We start from the raw sequence: 19,472 nt of genomic DNA on the forward strand, positions 1-19,472 counted from the left end.
GCACCGCGCCCCAGGGCAGAAACTTTTCATTCAACTTTTTAAGGGGTCAGGAGTTCCAGGAATTCCTCCCGGGAAACCGGTCCAAAGTATTGGGAGAGCTCCACCTGATTTAAAAGAACGGCTAAATCTTCCGCTTTAAATTTCACCCCGCAAAATTGCTTCTCCAATGAATCCATCTCCTGGTTGCTGAAAAAATCGCCATAAATCTTGCAATCCTGAATCAACCCTTTTTCAACATTCAGGTGCATTTCGATGCCGCCCCAGGCAAAGCGGCCCTTTTTAACTACGTTAAAAGCCGGGGAACGACCGTAATTCCATTCCCAGGTTAAATATTTTTCTTCCATCAATTGCCGTATTTTTTGCTCATCCACCGGGGAAAGCTTATATTCCTGTACCGGCCCCCCCTGGAAAAGATCCTCTAACAACTGTTGACGAAACTCCTCCAGGGAGATCTTCCGGGGAAGATACTCCGCAATATTGGTCACCCTGCTGCGCACGGATTTAACCCCCTTGGAGGCCATTTTATCCGCCCGGACCCGGAGGGCCGCCTGCACATCTTCCAGTTTGGCGTTATATAAAAGAGTACCGTGGTGCAGGGTTTTGCCTTTAAAATGATATTGGGCATTTCCCGAGAATTTTTTCCCGTCAATGGTAATATCATTGCGGCCATTATCTTCTGCGGTGACGCCCATTTTGGCCAGGGCTTTGATCACCGGTTCGGTAAATTTGCGGAAGTTAATCTTACCGTCCTGGCTTTTTTCAATAAAACTGAAATTCAGATTGCCCAGGTCGTGATACACCGCCCCGCCCCCGGTCATTCTCCGCACCACATGAATCCCCTGCTCCTTGATATATTCCGGATTAATTTCCTCCAGGGTATTCTGAAATCTTCCGATAATAACCGAGGGGGCGTTCTGCCAAAGCAGAATATAACTTTCTTGGGGGTCCAGGTTTTTTAAAGCATACTCCTCCAGGGCCAGATTATAATGGGGGTCCAGCGATTGGTTGCGAATATACAGCATGTTTTTTCCTCCCGGTTGATGTAAGAACGAATCTGCTTGAATCACTGTAAACAGTCACAGTAGAAAAGCTTTATTCAAATTTCAAACCCTGCCCCTGAAGATAATCTTTTATTTTGCTTACCGTGGCCTTATCATCGTCCCGGTTTACCAGGATAATCTCCCGGATATTCACCAGCATGGCAGTCAGGGTCGCCTTGTCCTTTTCATACAGATCAACGATGATCTCCACATCCGTACTGGTTTTAGCCCTGTTCAACATCTTTGACCCCTCCTTAAAATTTCTCCAGGCCGATCAAAAACACTCCCGAGATGCCGTGGCGCTTTCTGTTATAGGAAAGGATTGTGCTTTTTCTCCTGGCCGATGGTGCTGGAAGGGCCATGTCCGGGATAAACCACCGTGGTTTCCGGCAGCACCAGCAGCTTGGTATGGATGGACTGAATCAGCGTTTTCTGATTGCCTCCGGGAAAATCGCTGCGGCCCACAGATTGGGCAAAGAGCGTGTCGCCGGTAAACACATGACCGTCGGCCTGCAGGCAGATACCGCCGGGGGTATGGCCGGGGGTATGCAGGACCTTTAATTGCAGGTTTCCTACCGGAATCCGGTCTCCATCCTCCAGCAGCCTGTCGGCGGCTTTAAAGGCCAACTGACCGCCCAGCCAGGCGGATAAATTGCGTGTGGGATTGGTCAGCATCTCCCGGTCCTGGCTGTGGATCATCACCGGCGCCCCGGTGGCCTCCTTAACTTCTCCCACTGCCCCGATATGATCCGCATGGCCATGGGTCAGCACAATGGCCGTCACCTGCAAACCCAATTTTTTCAAGCGTTCCAATATCCGCCCGGCTTCATCCCCCGGGTCTACCACCGCCGCCTGGCGGGTTTCCGGACAGCCGATGATGTAACAATTGGCTTCCAGGTTGCCCACAGGCAAGGTTTCAATAAGCAAAGGGACTCCTCCTCCCGTGTTTAAAATGCTTTCGTACTGTCCAGCAATAGTGTTACCGGACCGTCATTGATTATTTCAACCAGCATATGTTCCTGAAAGCGGCCGGTGGCCACCGGCAATCCCTGACAGACCAGGCGCTGCACAAAAGTCTCATAAAGCTCCCGGGCTTCTTCCGGCGGTGCGGCGTCGCTGTAGCCGGGCCGCCTGCCCTTGCGGCAGTCGCCGAACAGGGTAAACTGGGATACCGCCAGTACTTCCCCTCCAACCTCCTGGAGGGACCGGTTCATTTTACCCCGGTCATCATCGAAGATACGCAGTTGTCCGATCTTATCCGCCAGATAACGGGCGTCCTCCACCGTGTCTCCCCTGCCTACTCCCAGCAAAACCACCAGACCCGGCCCAATTTTGCCTACCACTTCTTCTCCCACGGTTACAGAACCTCTCCGCACCCGCTGTACAACCGCTCGCAATTTTTAAAACCCTCCGTTTCAGTTGCTAGCCTTATTCTATTCCTTGTGGGTCCTGTTGCTGGACTTATCCTGTTTTTCTCTCAGGTCCTGTATATCTCTACAAAACCCACAAGCATTACCCATAAGGCTAACAACAGGACCCATAAGCATTATTACCCGCAAGGCCAGCAACTACCCGGTGGACACTCTGCGCACCCCGTATACATCCTTTACCTTCTTAATTTTATTCATTAAATATTCCAACTGCTCGGTATTGCGAACCTGCAGGGCCAATTCCACCAGGGACATCTGGTCCTTCCTGCTGCGCGCATTAACCCAACTGGCATTGATTTTTAAATCCAGCAGCACATTTAACACGTCGTTCAGAAAACCGGCCCGGTCCAGGCCGGTGATCTCCAGTTTCACCTGGAAGGGAGACTGGAAATCCTTATCCCAGGCAACTTCCACCACCCTTTCGGGTTCTTCCCGCTGGATGGGTTGAATATTAACGCAGTCCCCCCGGTGGATGGAAACGCCCCGGCCCCGGGTAATGTAACCCACAATGGGATCTCCCGGCACGGGGTTGCAGCAGTGAGGCAGCCGGATCAGCAGGTTGTCGATGCCCTTAACCCGGATTCCCTGGGTGGGTTTGCCCCATTCCGCCGCCTTGGCCTCGGCCTTTTTCATCATTTCTTCAGCCAGGGGCCGCCGCTCTTTTTCCGCCCGGTATTCCTCCCTGAGCTTTGCTATAATCTGGCTGGGGATCATCTGCCCGTCCCCGATGGTGGCGTATAAATCCTCTACCGAAGACTGGTTAACCCGCTTGGCGTATTCCTGAAACTTCTCACCTCGGACCAGTTCCAGCTCCAGGCCCTGTTTGCGGGCTTCCCGCTCCAGTGCATCCCGGCCCCGGGCAATATTCTCATCCCGTCTTTCTTTTTTAAACCACTGCCGGATACGGTTTTTGGCCTGGGAGGTCTTGACAATGTTCAGCCAATCCCGGCTGGGACCATTGCTGGCTTTGGAAGTAATAATTTCAATAATGTTTCCGTTTTTCAGCTTGTAGTCCAGGGGGACAATGCGCCCGTTTATTTTGGCTCCCACCGTACGGTGGCCTACATCGGTGTGAATGCGGTAGGCAAAATCAATGGGTGTTGTCCCGGCGGGAAGCTCCATCACATCGCCCTTGGGAGTAAAGACAAAGACCGAATGGGAAAATAAATCAATCTTTAAATTTTCCATAAATTCCTGGGCATCCCGGGCATCATGCTGAAAATCCATCATCTGCCGGAGCCAGGCCAGTTTTTTATCGAAATCGCCTTCCCCCCGGCCCCCTTCTTTATAGCGCCAGTGGGCGGCAATGCCATATTCGGCAACCTTGTGCATTTCCCAGGTGCGAATTTGTATTTCCACCGGTTCACCCTGGGGCCCAATGACGGTGGTATGCAGGGACTGGTACATATTGGACTTGGGCATGGCAATATAATCTTTAAAGCGGCCGGGAATGGGCTTCCACAGGGTATGGGCAATTCCCAGGGCCCCGTAGCAGTCCTTGACCGTGGAAACCAGTACCCGTACAGCCTGCACGTCAAAGATATCTTTTAGTTCCTTTTGCTGCTCCATCATCTTTTGATAGATGGAATAAAGGTTCTTGGGCCTGCCTTGAATTTCTGTTTTAATGTTGACAGCCGCCAGCTTTTCCCCCAGTTCCTTAATAACCTCTTGAATATGTTCTTCCCGCTTCACCCTGGATTTGGCAATCTGCACTTTCATCCGCTGGTATTGTTCCGGTTCCTTATAACGGAAGGAGAGATCCTCCAGCTCCCACTTAATTTTATAAATCCCCAGCCGGTGGGCCAGAGGAGCAAAAAACATTAAGGTTTCCTCAGCCACTTCCTTTTGCTTGCGTTCGGACTGGAACTGCAGCGTTCTGAGGTTATGCAGGCGATCCGCCAGCTTGATTAAGATCACCCGGATATCTTTGGCCATGGCCAGAAACATTTTGCGCAGATTTTCCGCCTGCCGCTCTTCCTTGTTCTGGAATTGCAGTTTGCCCAGCTTGGTGACCCCATCCACCATATTGGCAACCTCCGGGCCAAAGTTGCTTTCAATATCCGTCAGGGTAATTCCCGTATCTTCCACCACATCATGAAGCAAGCCCGCCGCCACCGTCTGCAGATCCAACTGCAGTTCCGCCAGAATGATGGAAATGGCCAGGGGATGAACAATGTAGTCCTCGCCGGAAATGCGTTTTTGCCCCCGGTGGGCATTTTCTGCAAAATTATACGCCTTGCGGAGGAAAGCAATGTCCGCCGACGGGTTGTAAACTAAGACTTTTTGTTCAAGCTCAAACAAAGAAGACATGCCGCTCCCCCCATCTGCAAAATTAATCAGGCATCACATTTTATTAAAGTAAGCACCGGATGGTTCCCCAGCTTATCGCGACCACCCAGGCCCAGCAGTTCCATGAGAAACAGGATTCCCGCCACTTGGCCTCCGGACTGCTTCACCAGTTCAACCGCCGCCGCCATGGTCCCGCCGGTGGCCAGCACATCATCCACCAGCAGTACTTTTTGTCCCGGCAAAATGGCGTCCTGGTGAACCTCCAAAGCATCACTGCCGTACTCTAACTGGTAGCAATACTGCAGAGTCTTCCCAGGTAATTTTCCCGGCTTTCTAAATAAAACCAGTCCCTTGCCCATGGCATAGGCCAGAGGCGCCCCCAGGATAAAACCTCTGGACTCAGGGCAGGCAATTAAATCCACTTCGATCCCCCGGCAAAGGCCGGCCATGGCATCTACCGCCTTGGGAAAAGCCTCCCGGTCCTGCAGCAGGGTGGTGATATCCCGGAAATTAATCCCGGGCCGGGGAAAATCCTTGATCAAACGTATCTTGGCGGCAAAATCCATTGCATGTCCTCCTTCTTGTTTAACCCCTGGATCTCAACAATTGTTCCGGGGTTGCTGCGATATATTCCTGCTGGAATTTCAAACAAGCTTCCCGGGTATGTAAACTCCAATTATAGGTGGGTGATTTCTGTAATTCCGTGCGAACTCCGGCATGAACCCGAAAATAATAATCATTTTCCTGTTTCCGGTATTCCATTAATCCCAGTTCTTGAAAGACGGTAAATACAAGGTCAACCGTCCATCCGGCGGCCCCGGGGTACTGCTTCCTCATAAAACGGCACAGTTCCAGGATACCGGCTTTGCCTTCTCCGGACCGGTCGCATTGATTCCTAAGCAGTTTAAACCATTCTCCCAGCCCCTGGCGATCCGGCGCCAGGGCCTTGATTTTTTCGCCGGCAGCGCCAACCTGCGCCTCGCCGCCCAGTAAAACAGCCTTCTTTCCTGCCTGTAAGCCGGTATAAAATTCTCTCCTGGAATAGGGTAAATGAAAAAAGATCACCTGTTCAAAGTCCATCGCTTTATGGTTAAGCGGGGAAAAACCGGTGGATACCAGTATTTTTACCCGATTTTGTTGTAAATGGTGTTCCAGATCTGAGATCAGAGAGCCCGCCAGTTCCGGGTAATAAACCGCCATCTGCGACCGAAAACCTTCCTCAGCCCCCAGCAAAGCGGCTATTTGAAAAACCTCGGAAGTACTCTCCACCAGGATCAGGCTGGACTCCGCTCCCGCCAACACCCGGCCTAAGAGGGCCACCCGGTCCGGGCCATCCCTGAAATCAACCATCTCTCTGCCGGAGACCTCCCCCCTGGATACCTGGAATGCTTCCTGTTCCCGGTGGTTAAAAAATTCAAAGAAGCCTACGGGCACCGGGGAATTTAACAATTTCTCCCGGGGCAAATCCAGGGATCTGCCCAGCAGTTCCTCCATACCCCGGGGCTCTACCGGCAATTCATGGGCCAGGGTAACTTCGCCAACTTCTTTAAATTCTTTGACTTCCAGTTGAACAGAAGAGCGCCCGTTCCAGACATTAATGGAAGGTACAAAGGCCATGTCCACCTGATCATGGGTGGCCAGCATTTCGCTGTAAGAGGCCAGGTTAAAGCCGATGCCGTCCAGCACCACCTGGTCCTCCCGGACCCTCATCTTAAGGTGTCCCCCGTTTTTCCCCACCTCCCGGCACTGAACCACTCTGGCCTCGCAGCATCCTAACACCGGCCCGGGATTGCAATGACCAAAGGGGGAAAGCTGATCTAATTCCTGAACCGTATCCATGGACAACTGGGCCAGATTCACCAGCGCATCCAGGTCCAGATTGGGCGTTAAACGTTCTTCCGTCAGCGCTTCCTGGGCCGCCTGATTCATCCTGGACCGGAAATCCGCAATTTTATCCTCATCAATGCTAAATCCTGCGGCCATGGCATGTCCGCCAAACTGCTCCAGGAAATCCTGGCAGCTAACCATAGCCTGGTACAAATTAAATCCCGGTATACTTCTGGCCGAACCTTTTCCTTTGCCGTCCTCCAGACTGATCATAAATACCGGCCGGTAAAAACGGTCCGCCAATCGGGAGGCCACAATGCCAATGACACCGGGATGCCAGTTGGCGGAAGCCAGGACCAGCACTTTATCCTGGGCTAACTCCGGGTCTGCTTCCACCATTTCCAGGGCTTGGGCCAGTACTTTGGCTTCCACCTGCTGTCTTTCCTGATTCCCTTTATTTAAGGCCTCGGCCATTTTCTCCGCCTCATGGACGTCGCCGGCCAGCAGCAGTTCCACGCCTAAGGCCGCGTCCCCCATTCTGCCCGCTGCATTTAATCTGGGCGCCAGGCCAAATCCCAATTCCCTGGTGCCCAGGGTCTCGGCTTTGATGCCGCTGATTTTAATTAGGGCCTGCAGGCCCGGCCGGTTGTTGCCAACCATTCTGGGCAGGCCATGTTTTACAATAATACGGTTCTCCTCCTGCAGGGGAACAATATCCGCCACTGTCCCCAGACAAACCAGGTCCAAATATTCTTCCCATTCCTTGGGTCCAATTCCCGCCTGCTGGTATAGACCTTGGACCAGCTTCAGGGCCACACCCACACCGGCCAGTTCCTTAAAAGGATAGCCGCAGTCCGCTTGCTTGGGGTCCACCACCGCCACCGCTTCCGGCAACAGCAACGGCGGCTCGTGGTGGTCCGTAACCACCACATCCAAATGCAAATCTTTAGCCCTTGCAACTTCCTGGTAGCCACTGATGCCGCAATCCACCGTAATCACCAGGGATACCCCTTGGGCAGCCGCCCGCTCCAGGGCTTCCTGATTTAAGCCATACCCCTCCTCCAGCCGGTGGGGAATAAAATAATCCACGGTACAGCCAATTTTCCTCAGAGCCAGCACCAAAACCGTGGTGCCGGTAATTCCGTCCACATCATAATCCCCGTAAACCAAAATGGATTCCTTCCGGTTTTTAGCCGCTAAAATACGTTGGACGGCTTTATCCATATCCTTCATCAGCCAGGGGCTGAACAAGGTATCTAATTCGCTCCCTAAAAAGAATCTGGCCTGATCCAAGGTATATATTCCCCGGTTAATTAGCAATTGAGCCAATATCGGTGAAACGTTCAGTTCTGTTGACAAGATTTCCTGCAAAGCGGGATTGGGTGACTTCACCCGCCACTTGGTTCGTTTTTGCATAGCTTCCCCCGGTAAATTAAGTAAATATAGTTTAAATTATAAAGCAGCAGCCAATTTTGGTAAAGCAAAAGCCGCCATCCCAGCCAATATCGCCGGACATCCGGAGAAACAAAAATTTAAAAAAGAAAAAATTTCCTTAGAACTAACGAATAAACTTTTTAAGTTTGGTCAATAATTTGTTTAGATAATATTAACTAGTTTCTTAGCAAAGGGGTTGTACAAGGATGACAGGACTTACCATCTCCCAATACTTTAAAGATGTGGGAAATCGACTGCCGGTAGAGGCAGAGAGGGTTCTCCGAGCCCTCATCGACGAAGGCAAAATGAATAAAGAGGAACTTTCCTTAACCGCCAAGGTTAAGCGGGCTGTCCTGGACCATGTGGTCATGCAGTTGTTCGCTCTGGGACTGGTGGATGTCACCTCCGAGGGTAAGAGCAAGATATGTTCGTTAACCAAACTGGGTGAAGATTACCTTGAATTAATGAAGCCAGCTATTTAAGCTGGCTTCATTCTTTATGTTATAAAATTTTGTTGAGGAAAGACCGGGTCCGCTCATTTTGGGGGTTGCCGAAAATCTGCTCCGGTGTTCCCACTTCAACGACCTTTCCTTCATCCATGAACAAAACTCTGTCTCCTACCTCCCGGGCGAAACCCATTTCATGGGTTACCACCACCATGGTCATCCCTTCCCGGGCCAAATCCTTCATAACGGCCAGAACCTCGCCAACCATTTCCGGGTCCAGGGCGGAGGTGGGCTCATCGAACAGCATCACCTTGGGCTTCATGGCCAGAGCCCGGGCAATGGCCACCCGCTGCTGCTGCCCGCCGGACAACTGGTCGGGATAGACATTTTCTTTGTCCTGCAGACCTACCTTGGCCAGCAAATCCCTGGCGATTTTAGCGGCTTCCGGTTCAGAAAGATTTTTTACTTTCATGGGAGCCAGGGTAATATTTTGCAGGGCCGTCTTGTGCGGGAACAAATTAAACCGCTGGAACACCATCCCCACATTCTGCCGGATTTTATTAATGTCGGACCCTTTATCCATGACCGGCAGGCCGTCAATGGTAATCTCCCCGGAGGTGGGTTCCTCCAGCAAATTCAGGCAGCGCAGGAAAGTGCTCTTGCCGGAACCCGAAGGACCGATAATGACAACCACCTCCTGCTCTTTTACATACAAATCAATTCCCCGCAGGACCTGAAGCTGGTCAAAGCTTTTGTGAATATTTTTAGCTACGATCACCGGCCTTCAGCCTCCTTTCCATGCGGTTGACAAAGAATTCCGAAATGAGCACGGTCATACAAATATAAATAATGGCCACAACAAACCAAATCTCCATGGCCCGGTAGTTGTTGGCAATAATTAGCTGCCCGGTACGGGCCAGTTCCGCTAAACCGATTACGGACACCAGGGAAGTGTCTTTCATCATGGCGATAAATTCATTGCCCATGGGCGGGATGACCCGCTTAAAGGCCTGGGGAAGGATCACATGTCGCATGGCTTGTACATGGGTCATGCCTAAAGAACGAGCCGCTTCTGTCTGCCCCCGGTCGATGGACTGAATTCCTCCCCGGAAAATCTCTGCAATATAAGCCCCGCTGTTAAGGCTTAAAACCAGCACGGCGGACCAAAAACGGTCCACTGGGTGGCCCACCATCTGCGGTAACCCGAAATAAACTAAAAATAATTGCACCAGCAGGGGTGACCCCCGGAAAAACTCAATATAAACAACGGACGGGTATCTGAGGAGAATGTTTTTGCTCATTTTCCCCAGGGCCATAAAAAGGCCGATAATACAGCCGAAAAATACTGCCAAGGTGGTAAGCTCAATGGTCATCTTTAAGCCCACCATTAAAACGGGCAAAGCACTCTTCATGACCTGTAGTGATTCCATACCTTCACCTGCCTGATTAATTAATTGCATAAAATATGCGTAACATGATGTTACGCACCATTATTATTTTACATGATAACTTAGGGCAGGTCGACTATTTTATTTCGGTTCTTCACCAAACCATTTTTTGTAAATGGTAGCGTATTCACCGTTCTCTTTCAGGGTTTTTAAAGCAGCGTTCAGGTTTTCCAAAACTTCGGTCTTATCCTTGGGAACGGCAATACCATATTCTTCCGCGGAGAGGATATCTCCAACCAGCTTCACATCGTCGTTACCCTGCTTAACAAAGTAAGCGCTGACCGGATAGTCGTTGATAACGGCATCCACCGCACCGTTTTTCAGTTCCATTAAGGCCTGGTCGGTGTTGGTGAAGTAAGTAATTTTGGCTTCGGGAATTTTTTCAGCCATCTTGGCGCCGGTGGTTCCGCTTTGAACGGCAATTTTTTTGCCCTTCAGGTCGTCAAAACTCTTAATGTCGTCATTTTTGGCCTGAACGGCTACAATAAGACCGGACTTGTAATAGGGATCGGTAAAATTAACCACCTGCTTCCGCTCGTCGGTGATGGTTATAGAAGAAATGGCCGCGTCAATCTGGCTGGTCTGCAGGGCAGGAATCAGGCCGTCAAAGGCCATGCTGCGGAAATCCAGCTCGTAACCCGCTTCTTTAGCAACCGCTTCAATTAACTCTACATCAAAACCAATATATTTACCGGTGGCAGCATCGGTAAATTCAAAGGGGGCAAAGGTGGTATCGGAACCAACCACCAGCTTTTTACCGGTCTGCCCTTGATCTCCGCCCGGTTCTTTGGCCTCTTCTTTGGGGGGTTCACTGCCTCCACAGCCGGCCGCCGCCACGGCCAGTGCCAGTACCAGCAGGGCCAGCAACCCAAATTTTAAGACTTTCTTCACAAAATCTCCTCCTTTTTTGCATTCAACGGTACCTCTTTAGCGGGGCCAATTACAACACCTGCCGTCAGCGCATAATTAGTTACCCGGATTTATAAATTTTAGTTTCGCTTTATTATGCTAAAATCCTCCCTCACCTTTAATTAAAATTTTACAAAACAAACTTTTATAACAAGAAATATTGTATAAATAATTGACGCCTAGTCCAAGGAATGAGAGAATAGAAACGTTATCATTGTATGGAGGATACACAGTATGTCAAAATCTCAGCAAATCCGTGCGGACCTGGCCTTGCTGGCCATTACCTTTATCTGGGGGGTCACCTTTGTGGTGGTCCAGGATGCCATTGCCGATATTGGACCCTTTTATTTCATTGCGATCCGCTTTGCCATTGCCTTTGCCTTTCTGGCTTTAATCTACTTTCGCAGATTCCGGCGATTAGACCTCAAGACCTTGCTGGCCGGCAGTATTATCGGGTTCTTTTTGTTTGCAGGTTATGCCTTTCAAACCATTGGCTTAAAATATACCACCGCCTCCAATGCAGGTTTTATTACGGGCCTGGCCGTGGTGCTGGTGCCCCTTTTTTCTTGCCTGGCAACCAGGAAAATTCCCGGCAGACCCGTTATCACCGGCGTGACCTGCGCCACCCTGGGATTGGCTTTGCTTTCTTTGGGAAATAATTTTTCATTAAATTATGGAGATATCCTGACTTTTTTCTGCGCCCTTTCCTTTGCCGGCCACATTATTCTGGTGGGTAAATATGCACCCAAATATGACCCGGTGATGCTTTCCATCCTGCAGATCGGAGTGGTATCCATCATCAGCGGTTGCTGCGGTTTCTTTTTGGAAACCCTGCCGGAGCATTTCACCCGTCCGGTCTGGATCGGACTTTTCAGCACCGCCATTCCGGCCACGGCCCTGGCTTTTCTGGTACAAAACTCTGTTCAGCGCTACACCAGCCCCACCCATACGGCCATTATTTTTATTATGGAACCGGTCTTTGCCGCTGCAGCCGGTTGGTTCTTATCCGGAGAAATCCTAACTTCCCGTCAGTGGCTTGGCTGCGCCTTGATTCTGGCAGGAATGCTGGTGGCGGAACTCAAAGACCGCAAGGAACCGGCACAGCCTGTGCCGGTAAGCAAAACCTAAGGGACAGCAAAAGCTGTCCCTTTTTGATACAACTCACCCCGCTTTTGTTCCCTTTGGGAACAGCAGGCAGTGAATTGCTCCGTAAAATCTACTTTTAACTAAAGAACACCGCCTGGTATGCAAATTGCATAATTGTATTGTATATTGTTATTATTTGCACAATCCTTCGGAAATGAAAGGAGTTTTACCATGGGTAAGTTATATTTTGGTGCTCCCTTGGATTCCATTAAAAAAGTATTCCTGCACGGCTTCCAGCCCGGGGATACCCTACGCGGCAACCTGCTGGGGGCTATGCTTGATGCCAAGAAGGGGGTGGGGCTCAACCGCCGCTTCAAACCCACCGTACTGGTCCTGGAAGCCCCCGATCAACCGGACCTTTTACAAAAAACGGACCACGGCATAACCGTCGTCCGGGCATTTAACCCCATATTCATCGAACTGTTTCCGGTAAAGATTGATTTTCGCAGCCCTCATCTGGTAAAAGTGGCAGGAACCCTATCCCTTGATGTTTTGTTTCAGGCTGATCGTCTCAAAGCCCCTTATAAGAAAAGAGCCTCTAAATAAATCCATCAACCCCTGCTCCCCGGTTCCTTCCCTGTGCCGTTATTTTTATTTTCAATGGGACAGCGTCCTTTAGGACACTCGGTTAGGTCTTTGCCGCAGCCGGGTCGGGTGCAGAAGATTTCTCCGGGCTGTTCCAGGGATTCACAAGGCTCGCAATGAATCAGCACTTCCACCCCAGGCATATTGGCTTTAATTTCCGCCTCAATTTGATCGCAGAGAATATGAGCGGCCCCCACCGGAATATGACGGGGAACCACCAGGTGCAGATCCACATGGCGGTGGGGTCCTGCCTTACGGCTTCTCAGTCCATGATACTCTAAAAATTGATCCGAATAGCGGGACAATACTTTTTTAATCATTTCTTCCTCATGCTGAGGTAAACGGGTATCCAGCATGCTGCCAATAGAGTCTTTAATTAAGTCAAAGGCTGCTTTTACAATGAGCAGGCTCACGCCAATGGCAATGATCGGGTCCAACGGGGTATAGCCCGTTAATTTGATCGCTCCAAGGCCCACAAAGACTCCCAGGGAGGTGTACACATCGGTCCGCAGGTGCCATCCGTCGGCGATCAGGGCCGGTGATTCGGTTTCCGCGCCAACTTTCATCAGCCTTTGGGAAATGACAAAGTTAACCACCGCTGAAATCCCCATCACCACCGCACCCAAGCCCAGGGAATGAACTTCTCCACCGCCCTGCAGCAGCTTTTCAATGGCCTGATACAGAATACCAATGGCTGCCGCCAAGATCAACAGGGCTTCAATAATCCCCGCCAGATTTTCAAATTTTCCGTGACCGTAAGGGTGTTTCTTATCGGCCGGTTTTCCCGATTGTCTTACAGCCATAAAAGCAACCAGTGAGGCCACCAGATCCAATCCCGAGTGGATTGCTTCCGAAATGACACCCACCGAGCCCATGACCAAACCAACCCAAAGTTTGCCTAGGGTTAAAAAAGTATTGGAAAAAATGGAAAGGCGGGCCACTTTTAGTTTTTTATCCTGAATGTTCACGGTGATCCTCCTAAAAGAAACTTGACGTATCAAGTCTTCGACAAAAATGACCGAGCCATGGTATTTACAAAATTTTCTGATTTACAAAACAAAACCCGCGGGACCTCATCTTTTGAGGGTCAGATGAAGTCCCGCGGGATTGTTTCATTCCGCTGCCTAAACCGGCCTGGCCTTTTTGCGATGGCCTGACGGAGTCAGTATAACATATTAAAAAAGCTCTTGGCAACCGGGGGTCTGTCCCAAAATTACTCGGGCTGCCACTTCAATACCGGCTTGCGGGCGGCGGCCACTTCATCCAGCCTGCGTACCGGTGTGGTATAGGGCGCTTCCTTTAACCTTTCCGGATTTTCCGCCGCTTCTTCCAGCACCTTGATAAGGTTTTGGGCAAAGGCATCCAGGGTTTCTTTACTTTCCGTTTCAGTGGGTTCCACCATCAAGGCCTCCTCAACAATTAACGGAAAATATACGGTGGGAGGGTGATAGCCGTAATCCAGCAGTCCCTTGGCCAGATCCAGGGTTTTGACGCCCTTTTCCCTGAGTTCCTTGAGGGGAGAAGCCACAAACTCATGCATGCAGGTTCTGGGATAGGCAATGGTAAGATGATCCTTTAAGCAGGCCATTAAATAATTGGCATTGAGCACGGCGTGCTCGGAAACGGCTTTCAGTCCCCGGCCGCCCAAGGCCCGGATATAGGTATAGGCTTTAACCACCACGCCAAAATTGCCGTAGAAGGCCTTTACGCGGCCAATGGACTGGGGCCGGCAATGGTTAAGGACATAGAGGCCTTCCTTTTCTTCCACCACCGGTTTGGGTAAGAAAGGCGCCAGTGCGGCCTTAACGCCCACCGGCCCGGAACCGGGTCCACCGCCGCCGTGGGGTGTGCCGAAGGTTTTATGGAGGTTTAAATGAACCACGTCAAACCCCATGTCGCCGGGTCGGGCATAACCCATAACGGCATTGAGATTGGCGCCGTCATAATAAAGCAGGCCTCCGGCCTGATGCACCAGGTCGGCGATTTCCCGGATATTATCTTCAAATAGGCCCAGGGTGCTGGGATTGGTTAGCATGAGGGCCGCCACATCCGGACCCAGCACCTTGCGCAGGGCCTCCAGATCCACGCCGCCCCGGGCATCGGATTTCACTTCCACCACTTTAAACCCGCAAAGGGTGGCGGTGGCCGGATTGGTCCCGTGGGCGGAATCCGGAACAATCACCTTGGTGCGCTGGGTTTCCCCTTTACTGGCCAGATAGGCTTTAATAATCAGCATACCGGTCATTTCGCCGTGGGCTCCGGCCGCCGGCTGCAGGGTAAACTCATCCATGCCGGTAATTTCAGCCAGGTCCCGCTGGGTTTCGTACATCAGCCTCAGCGCCCCCTGGCTTAACTCCTCCGGCTGGTAAGGATGGAGGCTGGCAAAGCCGGGTAAACCGGCGGCATCCTCCGCCACCTTGGCATTATACTTCATGGTGCAGGAACCGAGGGGGTAAAAACCCACATCCACGCCAAAATTCATGCGGGAAAGACGGGTAAAGTGGCGCACGGCATCCAGTTCACTGACTTCCGGCAGGGTCGGCGTCTCTTCCCGGAGATAACCGGCAGGCACTAATTCACCGGGCGCCACCAAGGGTACGTCGGCCTCCGGAAGGACGATCCCCTGCCGTCCGGGGGTGCTCAATTCAAAAATTAATTTTTCGGTCATGACATAGCCCCCAGTCTTTCCGCCAGGCTTTCAATTTCCTGCCGGGTCCGTTTTTCAGTGACGCAGATCAGCATGTGCCCGGCCAATTCCGGGTAATAGGGTTCAAGATCCAAACCGCCGAGGATGCCTTGCTGCAGCAGACGGCGGTTTACTTCCCGGGGAGACGGTCCGGTTTTAACCACAAACTCTTTAAAGGTAGGAGAATGCCAGGGCAGCCGGCAGCCGGACACGCCGGACAAAAGTTTTTTGGCATAGGCTATTTTCTGCAGGCATAATTCCGCCACCCGGCGCAGGCCTTCCCGGCCCACCAGGCTCAGATAAACGGTGGCCGCCAGGGCGCACAAAGCCTGATTGGAGCAGATATTGGAAGTGGCCTTTTCCCGGCGGATGTGCTGTTCTCTGGCCTGCAGGGTTAAAACAAAACTCCTGCGGCCCTCCACATCCACCGTTTGACCCACAATACGGCCGGGCATCCTCCTCATAAGCTTTTCTTTGCAGGCCAGAAAACCCAGATGGGGACCGCCGTAAGAAAGGGGAATGCCCAGGGACTGGCCTTCTCCCACCACAATATCGGCGCCGCAGGAACCCGGTGCCTGAAGCAGACCCAGGGCAATGGGATCGGCGCAAACCACCAGCAGGGCGCCCACGGCATGGGCTGCCTCAGCCAGACCGTTTAAATCTTCCATGCTTCCGAAAAAGTTGGGATACTGCACCAGTAAAGCAGCGGTATTCTTATCCAACTGTTGAATTACTTCTTCTACGGGGGTGACTCCGTCCCGGAAAGGAACTTCCTTTACTGCCACCCCGGGGCCAAACATGTAGGTACGGAGAACTTCTCTGTACTCAGGGTGTACGGTTCTGGCCACCACCACCGCATCTCTTTTGGTGGCGGCGCAGGCCATCAGCGCCCCTTCGGCCAGGGCGCTGGCTCCGTCATACATGGAGGCATTGGCCACATCCATGCCCGTGAGCAGACAAATCATACTTTGGTATTCAAAGATGGATTGTAAAACGCCCTGACTGATTTCCGGCTGGTAAGGAGTATAAGCGGTATAAAATTCCGATCTGGACAAAACATGTTTCACCGCACTGGGGATATAGTGATCGTAAGCCCCGGCCCCCAAAAAGCAAACCAGCTCGTCGGTGCCGGAGTTCATTCTGGCCAGGCCGGACAGATGACCGGCCAGTTCCATTTCCGACCACCCGCCCTCCACCCGGAGCTCGCCATTAAAAAGAAGCTCCCGGGGAATATCCTGGAATAATTGATCCGTGCTATCAAGGCCCAGGGCCGCAAGCATTTGCCGGCGTTCCCGGGCGGTATGCGGAATATAATGCAAACTAGTTCCCTTCTTCCACCATAGCTTTATATTGTTCCGAGGTCATTAAATCATCCAGTTGAGCCGGCTCCGTCATTTCAATCACGATCATCCAGCCCTTGCCATAGGGGTCCTGATTGACCACTTCGGGGGAATCCACCGGTTCTTCGTTGATTTCCACCACTTTGCCGCTCACCGGGGAATATAAATCGCTGGCGGTTTTTACAGACTCCACCACCCCGAAGGTCTCTTCCCTTTCCAATTCATCCCCTACAGCGGGCAGTTCCACAAATACGATGTCTCCCAGGGACTCCTGGGCAAAATCCGTGATGCCGATGGTGGCCCGGTTTCCTTCAACTTTAACCCACTCGTGCTCTTTGCTGTACTTTAATTCCGCTGGTATATTCATTCATTAGACCTCCCGTTTATAAAATGGTTTAGGCACAACCCGGGCCTTTAACGGCTTGCCGCGAACCACTACGTCCAGTTCGCTGCCGATTTCCGCCCACTGTGCCAGAACATACGCTAACCCCAGGTTTTTCCCCAGGGTGGGTGCAAAGGTTCCGGAGGTAATCCAGCCCACCTCCCGGCCCTCCCTGTTGACAGGATAGCCCTGGCGGGGAATCCCCCGGTCCAGCATTTCCAGGCCCACCAGTTTATGACTGATTCCCGCTTCCTTCTCTTTAAGCAGGTTTTCCCGGCCTACAAACTCGCCCTTGTTAAACTTTACGGTCCAGCCCAGTCCGGCCATAAGGGGTGAAATACTGTCGCTTAATTCGTGACCATACAAGGCCAGGCAGGCTTCAAAGCGCAGGGTGTCTCTGGCCCCCAGGCCAACGGGTTTAACCCCTTCCTCCACCCCGGCGTCTAAGATGGCCTGCCAGACTTTTTCAGCCTGCTCCGCCGCAAAATAAAGCTCAAAGCCGTCCTCACCGGTATATCCGGTACGGGAGATTAAGCAGGGCACCCCTTCTACCGGACCATGCACAAAGTAAAAATATTTTATTTCACTGAGGTTAACAGAAGTTAATTTTTGCAAAATTTTTAAGGCCAAAGGCCCCTGAAGAGCCAATTGAACGGTGCTCTCGGAAACGTCGGTCACCTTTACGCCTTCCGGGGCATGATCCTTAAGCCATTGATAATCTTTGGCCACATTGGAAGCATTGACCACCAGCAGGTAGCGGTGATCTTCCAGCCTATAGACCAGTAAATCATCCACCGTACCGCCTCCGGGATGGCACATGGGCGTGTAAAGGGCCCCGCCGGGACTCAAGCGGGTCAAATCATTGGTAATCATTCTTTGTATAAAGGAAGCCGCCTCTTGCCCGGTAATTTCGATTTCCCCCATATGGGAAACATCAAATAATCCGGCGGCCGTTCTCACAGCCTGATGCTCTTTCAAAATTCCCTCATACTGGATTGGCATCAGCCAACCCCCGAATTCAACCATTTTAGCTCCTGCACGCTGGTGGACATTGTAGAGAGGCGTTACTTTCATGTCTGCCACCACGTCACCTCCTAAGTTTAGTATGTTCCGGGCTTCAACATCTTACGCCAAGCCGGGAATATAAAAGGACGGAGTTATACCGCTGCCGGTATAAACTCTGTCCTTTAACCTGAGAGATGACTTCTCCGAGAAGTTTCCCCTTTGGTGTCCCGCTGGTCCATCTTATGCAGGAACTCTCCAGAGGTACGTCCGGCCACAGTCCTTTTGCCTGAGAGTTTAACGGGTTTCTCCCTCAAGAAACCGGTTTGCTCCTTCGGCGCCCCCGCAAGGGTCTCTCCCACGGCCATCATCCGCAGTTTTATTGATCTTTCCACTTTGGCCTTATTCTTTTTAGTCCTGCCAAAATCCTCTTAATGAAAAAATATTTTTATAATTTTACAGAAAATATTACCAACCGGATTCATTAATAGTTTGTTCCTGCCGGGGTTATACTACCAGCATCAAAGTTCATAAGGCTGAGCCAAGATGATTACAGTATCGAAATAATCCTCCTTTATGGGTTAAGGATTCGTGGTCTGTTTTTATCAATGATGATTTCAGACTTTCGATCTGTAATGATCGACAAGATCATCGCGGGTTTTCCAATGGCCGCAGGCAATCGAAAGATTGCCGTTGGCTATACGGTAAACCCTGTGATCGGTGCACAGTTTTTATGGGCTTTGTCTAAAGAAACCCTCCTTCGGGGGGGTTTCGTCATTTAAGAAGACCTTTTTATTTATTTTTTCAAATTGGAATTATTTAGAATAAAAGCCAATATTCATCCTACTAGGGGGTGAATAGAATGATTGATAAAAAGACTATTGTTACTGTCTTTGGTGTTGTTATTTTGCTTTTATCCGGGTATTTCCTAGGGTATCATTTCGGAGGGAAATGTACCTGCCCCGGAAGCTGCCCCTGCCCTGGCATTAATCAACATGCTTCTGATCGGTAAGCTGGATAAATTTATTTTTAGTGGGCCGCAAAGGCCCTCTTATTTTCTCCTTATCCCTGGATTCATCACTGCATCCACAGCAACGTATGGAATTTCGAATGTATTTTGGGGGCCATAGGAGGGCATTATACCCTATGATACACCGAATACCTTGATTTTTAAAATCCAGCCCTCCCTTGGGGAGGGTTTCCGCTTCAAGGAGGCAGTATGAACGCAGGAATTAAGAATTCAAAGGAAAAAATGAAATCCCGGGCTAAAAAAGAAAAAAAGCCTACCCCCATGGATCTGTTGAAATTGGAAATCGCCGAAGAACTGGGTCTGGCTGAAAAGGTTCGGCGCGAAGGTTGGGGTGGGTTAACTTCCATAGAGTCGGGACGTATTGGGGGAATCATCACCCAGCGGGCCAAAAAGGGGTTAATTGATCTGGATGCCCTGAGGCAGGGCATAAAATAGAAATTCCATAGAAAAAACATGAGAGAGCGAACCCTGGAGTTCG

The 19,472-nt window shown here is 51.0% G+C and carries 22 protein-coding genes and 2 riboswitches; of the genes, 7 read left to right on the forward strand and 15 right to left on the reverse strand.

Annotation, left to right across the window (positions count from 1 at the left end):
• Positions 1–38: 38 nt before the first annotated feature.
• From DESRU_RS16465 to recJ, 7 genes are all read right to left on the reverse strand, one after another.
• Positions 39–1,022, reverse strand: coding sequence for a lipoate--protein ligase (locus DESRU_RS16465; RefSeq protein WP_013843218.1), 984 nt, complete (start codon positions 1,020–1,022; stop codon positions 39–41).
• A 70-nt stretch (positions 1,023–1,092) separates the two neighbouring features.
• The gene (locus DESRU_RS16470; RefSeq protein WP_013843219.1) at positions 1,093–1,281 is read right to left on the reverse strand and encodes a hypothetical protein; all 189 of its coding nucleotides are present in this window, start codon (positions 1,279–1,281) and stop codon (positions 1,093–1,095) included.
• A 68-nt stretch (positions 1,282–1,349) separates the two neighbouring features.
• Entirely contained in the window at positions 1,350–1,967 is a 618-nt protein-coding gene (locus DESRU_RS16475) for an MBL fold metallo-hydrolase (RefSeq protein ID WP_013843220.1), read from the reverse strand.
• Positions 1,968–1,987: 20 nt separating this feature from the next.
• Positions 1,988–2,437 (reverse strand): D-aminoacyl-tRNA deacylase, encoded by a 450-nt coding sequence (dtd, locus tag DESRU_RS16480; RefSeq protein WP_013843221.1) that lies wholly within the window; start codon positions 2,435–2,437, stop codon positions 1,988–1,990.
• Positions 2,438–2,608: 171 nt separating this feature from the next.
• Positions 2,609–4,780, reverse strand: coding sequence for a RelA/SpoT family protein (locus DESRU_RS16485; protein ID WP_013843222.1), 2,172 nt, complete (start codon positions 4,778–4,780; stop codon positions 2,609–2,611).
• 26 nt (positions 4,781–4,806) lie between these two features.
• Entirely contained in the window at positions 4,807–5,325 is a 519-nt protein-coding gene (locus tag DESRU_RS16490) for an adenine phosphoribosyltransferase (RefSeq protein ID WP_013843223.1), read from the reverse strand.
• A 19-nt stretch (positions 5,326–5,344) separates the two neighbouring features.
• Positions 5,345–8,002: a single-stranded-DNA-specific exonuclease RecJ gene (recJ, locus tag DESRU_RS16495; RefSeq protein WP_013843224.1), complete on the reverse strand. Its 2,658-nt coding sequence runs from the start codon at positions 8,000–8,002 to the stop codon at positions 5,345–5,347.
• Between recJ and DESRU_RS20630 the strand changes: the two genes are divergently transcribed.
• Both DESRU_RS20630 and DESRU_RS16500 read left to right on the forward strand, forming a co-directional pair.
• Positions 7,965–8,177, forward strand: a complete 213-nt coding sequence (locus DESRU_RS20630) for a hypothetical protein (RefSeq protein WP_187290584.1) — start codon at positions 7,965–7,967, stop codon at positions 8,175–8,177. The two genes, recJ and DESRU_RS20630, sit on opposite strands and share 38 nt — an antisense overlap.
• A gap of 49 nt (positions 8,178–8,226) precedes the next feature.
• A complete protein-coding gene (locus tag DESRU_RS16500; protein ID WP_013843225.1) occupies positions 8,227–8,502 on the forward strand; it encodes a hypothetical protein in 276 nt (91 codons plus the stop codon).
• Between the two features lie 19 nt (positions 8,503–8,521).
• On the opposite strand, the gene DESRU_RS16505 is transcribed toward DESRU_RS16500, so the two are convergent.
• The 3 genes from DESRU_RS16505 to DESRU_RS16515 form a co-directional block, all read right to left on the reverse strand.
• Positions 8,522–9,244 carry an amino acid ABC transporter ATP-binding protein gene (locus DESRU_RS16505; RefSeq protein WP_013843226.1) on the reverse strand — a complete coding sequence of 241 codons (723 nt, stop codon included), beginning with the start codon at positions 9,242–9,244 and terminating at the stop codon, positions 8,522–8,524.
• On the reverse strand, positions 9,231–9,896 hold the full coding sequence (locus DESRU_RS16510; protein WP_013843227.1) for an amino acid ABC transporter permease: 666 nt from the start codon (positions 9,894–9,896) through the stop codon (positions 9,231–9,233). Before DESRU_RS16510 ends, DESRU_RS16505 begins: the two co-directional genes overlap by 14 nt.
• A 99-nt stretch (positions 9,897–9,995) precedes the next feature.
• Entirely contained in the window at positions 9,996–10,805 is an 810-nt protein-coding gene (locus tag DESRU_RS16515) for a basic amino acid ABC transporter substrate-binding protein (protein ID WP_013843228.1), read from the reverse strand.
• Positions 10,806–11,057: 252 nt separating this feature from the next.
• Between DESRU_RS16515 and DESRU_RS16520 the strand changes: the two genes are divergently transcribed.
• On the forward strand, positions 11,058–11,951 hold the full coding sequence (locus DESRU_RS16520) for a DMT family transporter (RefSeq protein WP_013843229.1): 894 nt from the start codon (positions 11,058–11,060) through the stop codon (positions 11,949–11,951).
• Between the two features lie 189 nt (positions 11,952–12,140).
• Positions 12,141–12,515: a hypothetical protein gene (locus DESRU_RS16525; protein WP_013843230.1), complete on the forward strand. Its 375-nt coding sequence runs from the start codon at positions 12,141–12,143 to the stop codon at positions 12,513–12,515.
• Between the two features lie 5 nt (positions 12,516–12,520).
• Here DESRU_RS16525 and DESRU_RS16530 read toward each other — a convergent pair whose 3' ends face one another.
• The 5 genes from DESRU_RS16530 to gcvT all read right to left on the reverse strand — a co-directional run bounded on the left by DESRU_RS16530 (position 12,521) and on the right by gcvT (position 18,045).
• Entirely contained in the window at positions 12,521–13,522 is a 1,002-nt protein-coding gene (locus DESRU_RS16530; protein ID WP_013843231.1) for a cation diffusion facilitator family transporter, read from the reverse strand.
• A gap of 245 nt (positions 13,523–13,767) precedes the next feature.
• On the reverse strand, positions 13,768–15,222 hold the full coding sequence (gene gcvPB, locus DESRU_RS16535) for an aminomethyl-transferring glycine dehydrogenase subunit GcvPB (protein WP_013843232.1): 1,455 nt from the start codon (positions 15,220–15,222) through the stop codon (positions 13,768–13,770).
• Positions 15,219–16,559: an aminomethyl-transferring glycine dehydrogenase subunit GcvPA gene (gcvPA, locus tag DESRU_RS16540; RefSeq protein WP_013843233.1), complete on the reverse strand. Its 1,341-nt coding sequence runs from the start codon at positions 16,557–16,559 to the stop codon at positions 15,219–15,221. The genes gcvPB and gcvPA overlap by 4 nt, the downstream gene beginning before the upstream one ends.
• 1 nt (position 16,560) lies before the next feature.
• Complete coding sequence (gene gcvH, locus DESRU_RS16545; protein ID WP_013843234.1) at positions 16,561–16,947, reverse strand: glycine cleavage system protein GcvH; 387 nt, start codon at positions 16,945–16,947, stop codon at positions 16,561–16,563.
• Between the two features lie 3 nt (positions 16,948–16,950).
• Positions 16,951–18,045 (reverse strand): glycine cleavage system aminomethyltransferase GcvT, encoded by a 1,095-nt coding sequence (gcvT, locus tag DESRU_RS16550; protein ID WP_013843235.1) that lies wholly within the window; start codon positions 18,043–18,045, stop codon positions 16,951–16,953.
• A gap of 95 nt (positions 18,046–18,140) precedes the next feature.
• Positions 18,141–18,228, reverse strand: a riboswitch (glycine riboswitch).
• A 3-nt stretch (positions 18,229–18,231) separates the two neighbouring features.
• Positions 18,232–18,335: riboswitch (glycine riboswitch) on the reverse strand.
• Between the two features lie 237 nt (positions 18,336–18,572).
• Between gcvT and DESRU_RS20985 the strand changes: the two genes are divergently transcribed.
• The 3 genes from DESRU_RS20985 (at position 18,573) to DESRU_RS16560 (ending at position 19,429) form a co-directional block, all read left to right on the forward strand.
• On the forward strand, positions 18,573–18,746 hold the full coding sequence (locus DESRU_RS20985; protein ID WP_187290585.1) for a hypothetical protein: 174 nt from the start codon (positions 18,573–18,575) through the stop codon (positions 18,744–18,746).
• Positions 18,747–18,826: 80 nt separating this feature from the next.
• Positions 18,827–18,976 carry a hypothetical protein gene (locus DESRU_RS20990; protein ID WP_187290586.1) on the forward strand — a complete coding sequence of 50 codons (150 nt, stop codon included), beginning with the start codon at positions 18,827–18,829 and terminating at the stop codon, positions 18,974–18,976.
• A 207-nt stretch (positions 18,977–19,183) separates the two neighbouring features.
• A complete protein-coding gene (locus DESRU_RS16560) occupies positions 19,184–19,429 on the forward strand; it encodes an alpha/beta-type small acid-soluble spore protein (protein ID WP_013843236.1) in 246 nt (81 codons plus the stop codon).
• Positions 19,430–19,472 lie beyond the last annotated feature (43 nt).

Source organism: Desulforamulus ruminis DSM 2154, from assembly GCF_000215085.1.
GTDB classification, from domain to species: domain Bacteria; phylum Bacillota; class Desulfotomaculia; order Desulfotomaculales; family Desulfotomaculaceae; genus Desulfotomaculum; species Desulfotomaculum ruminis.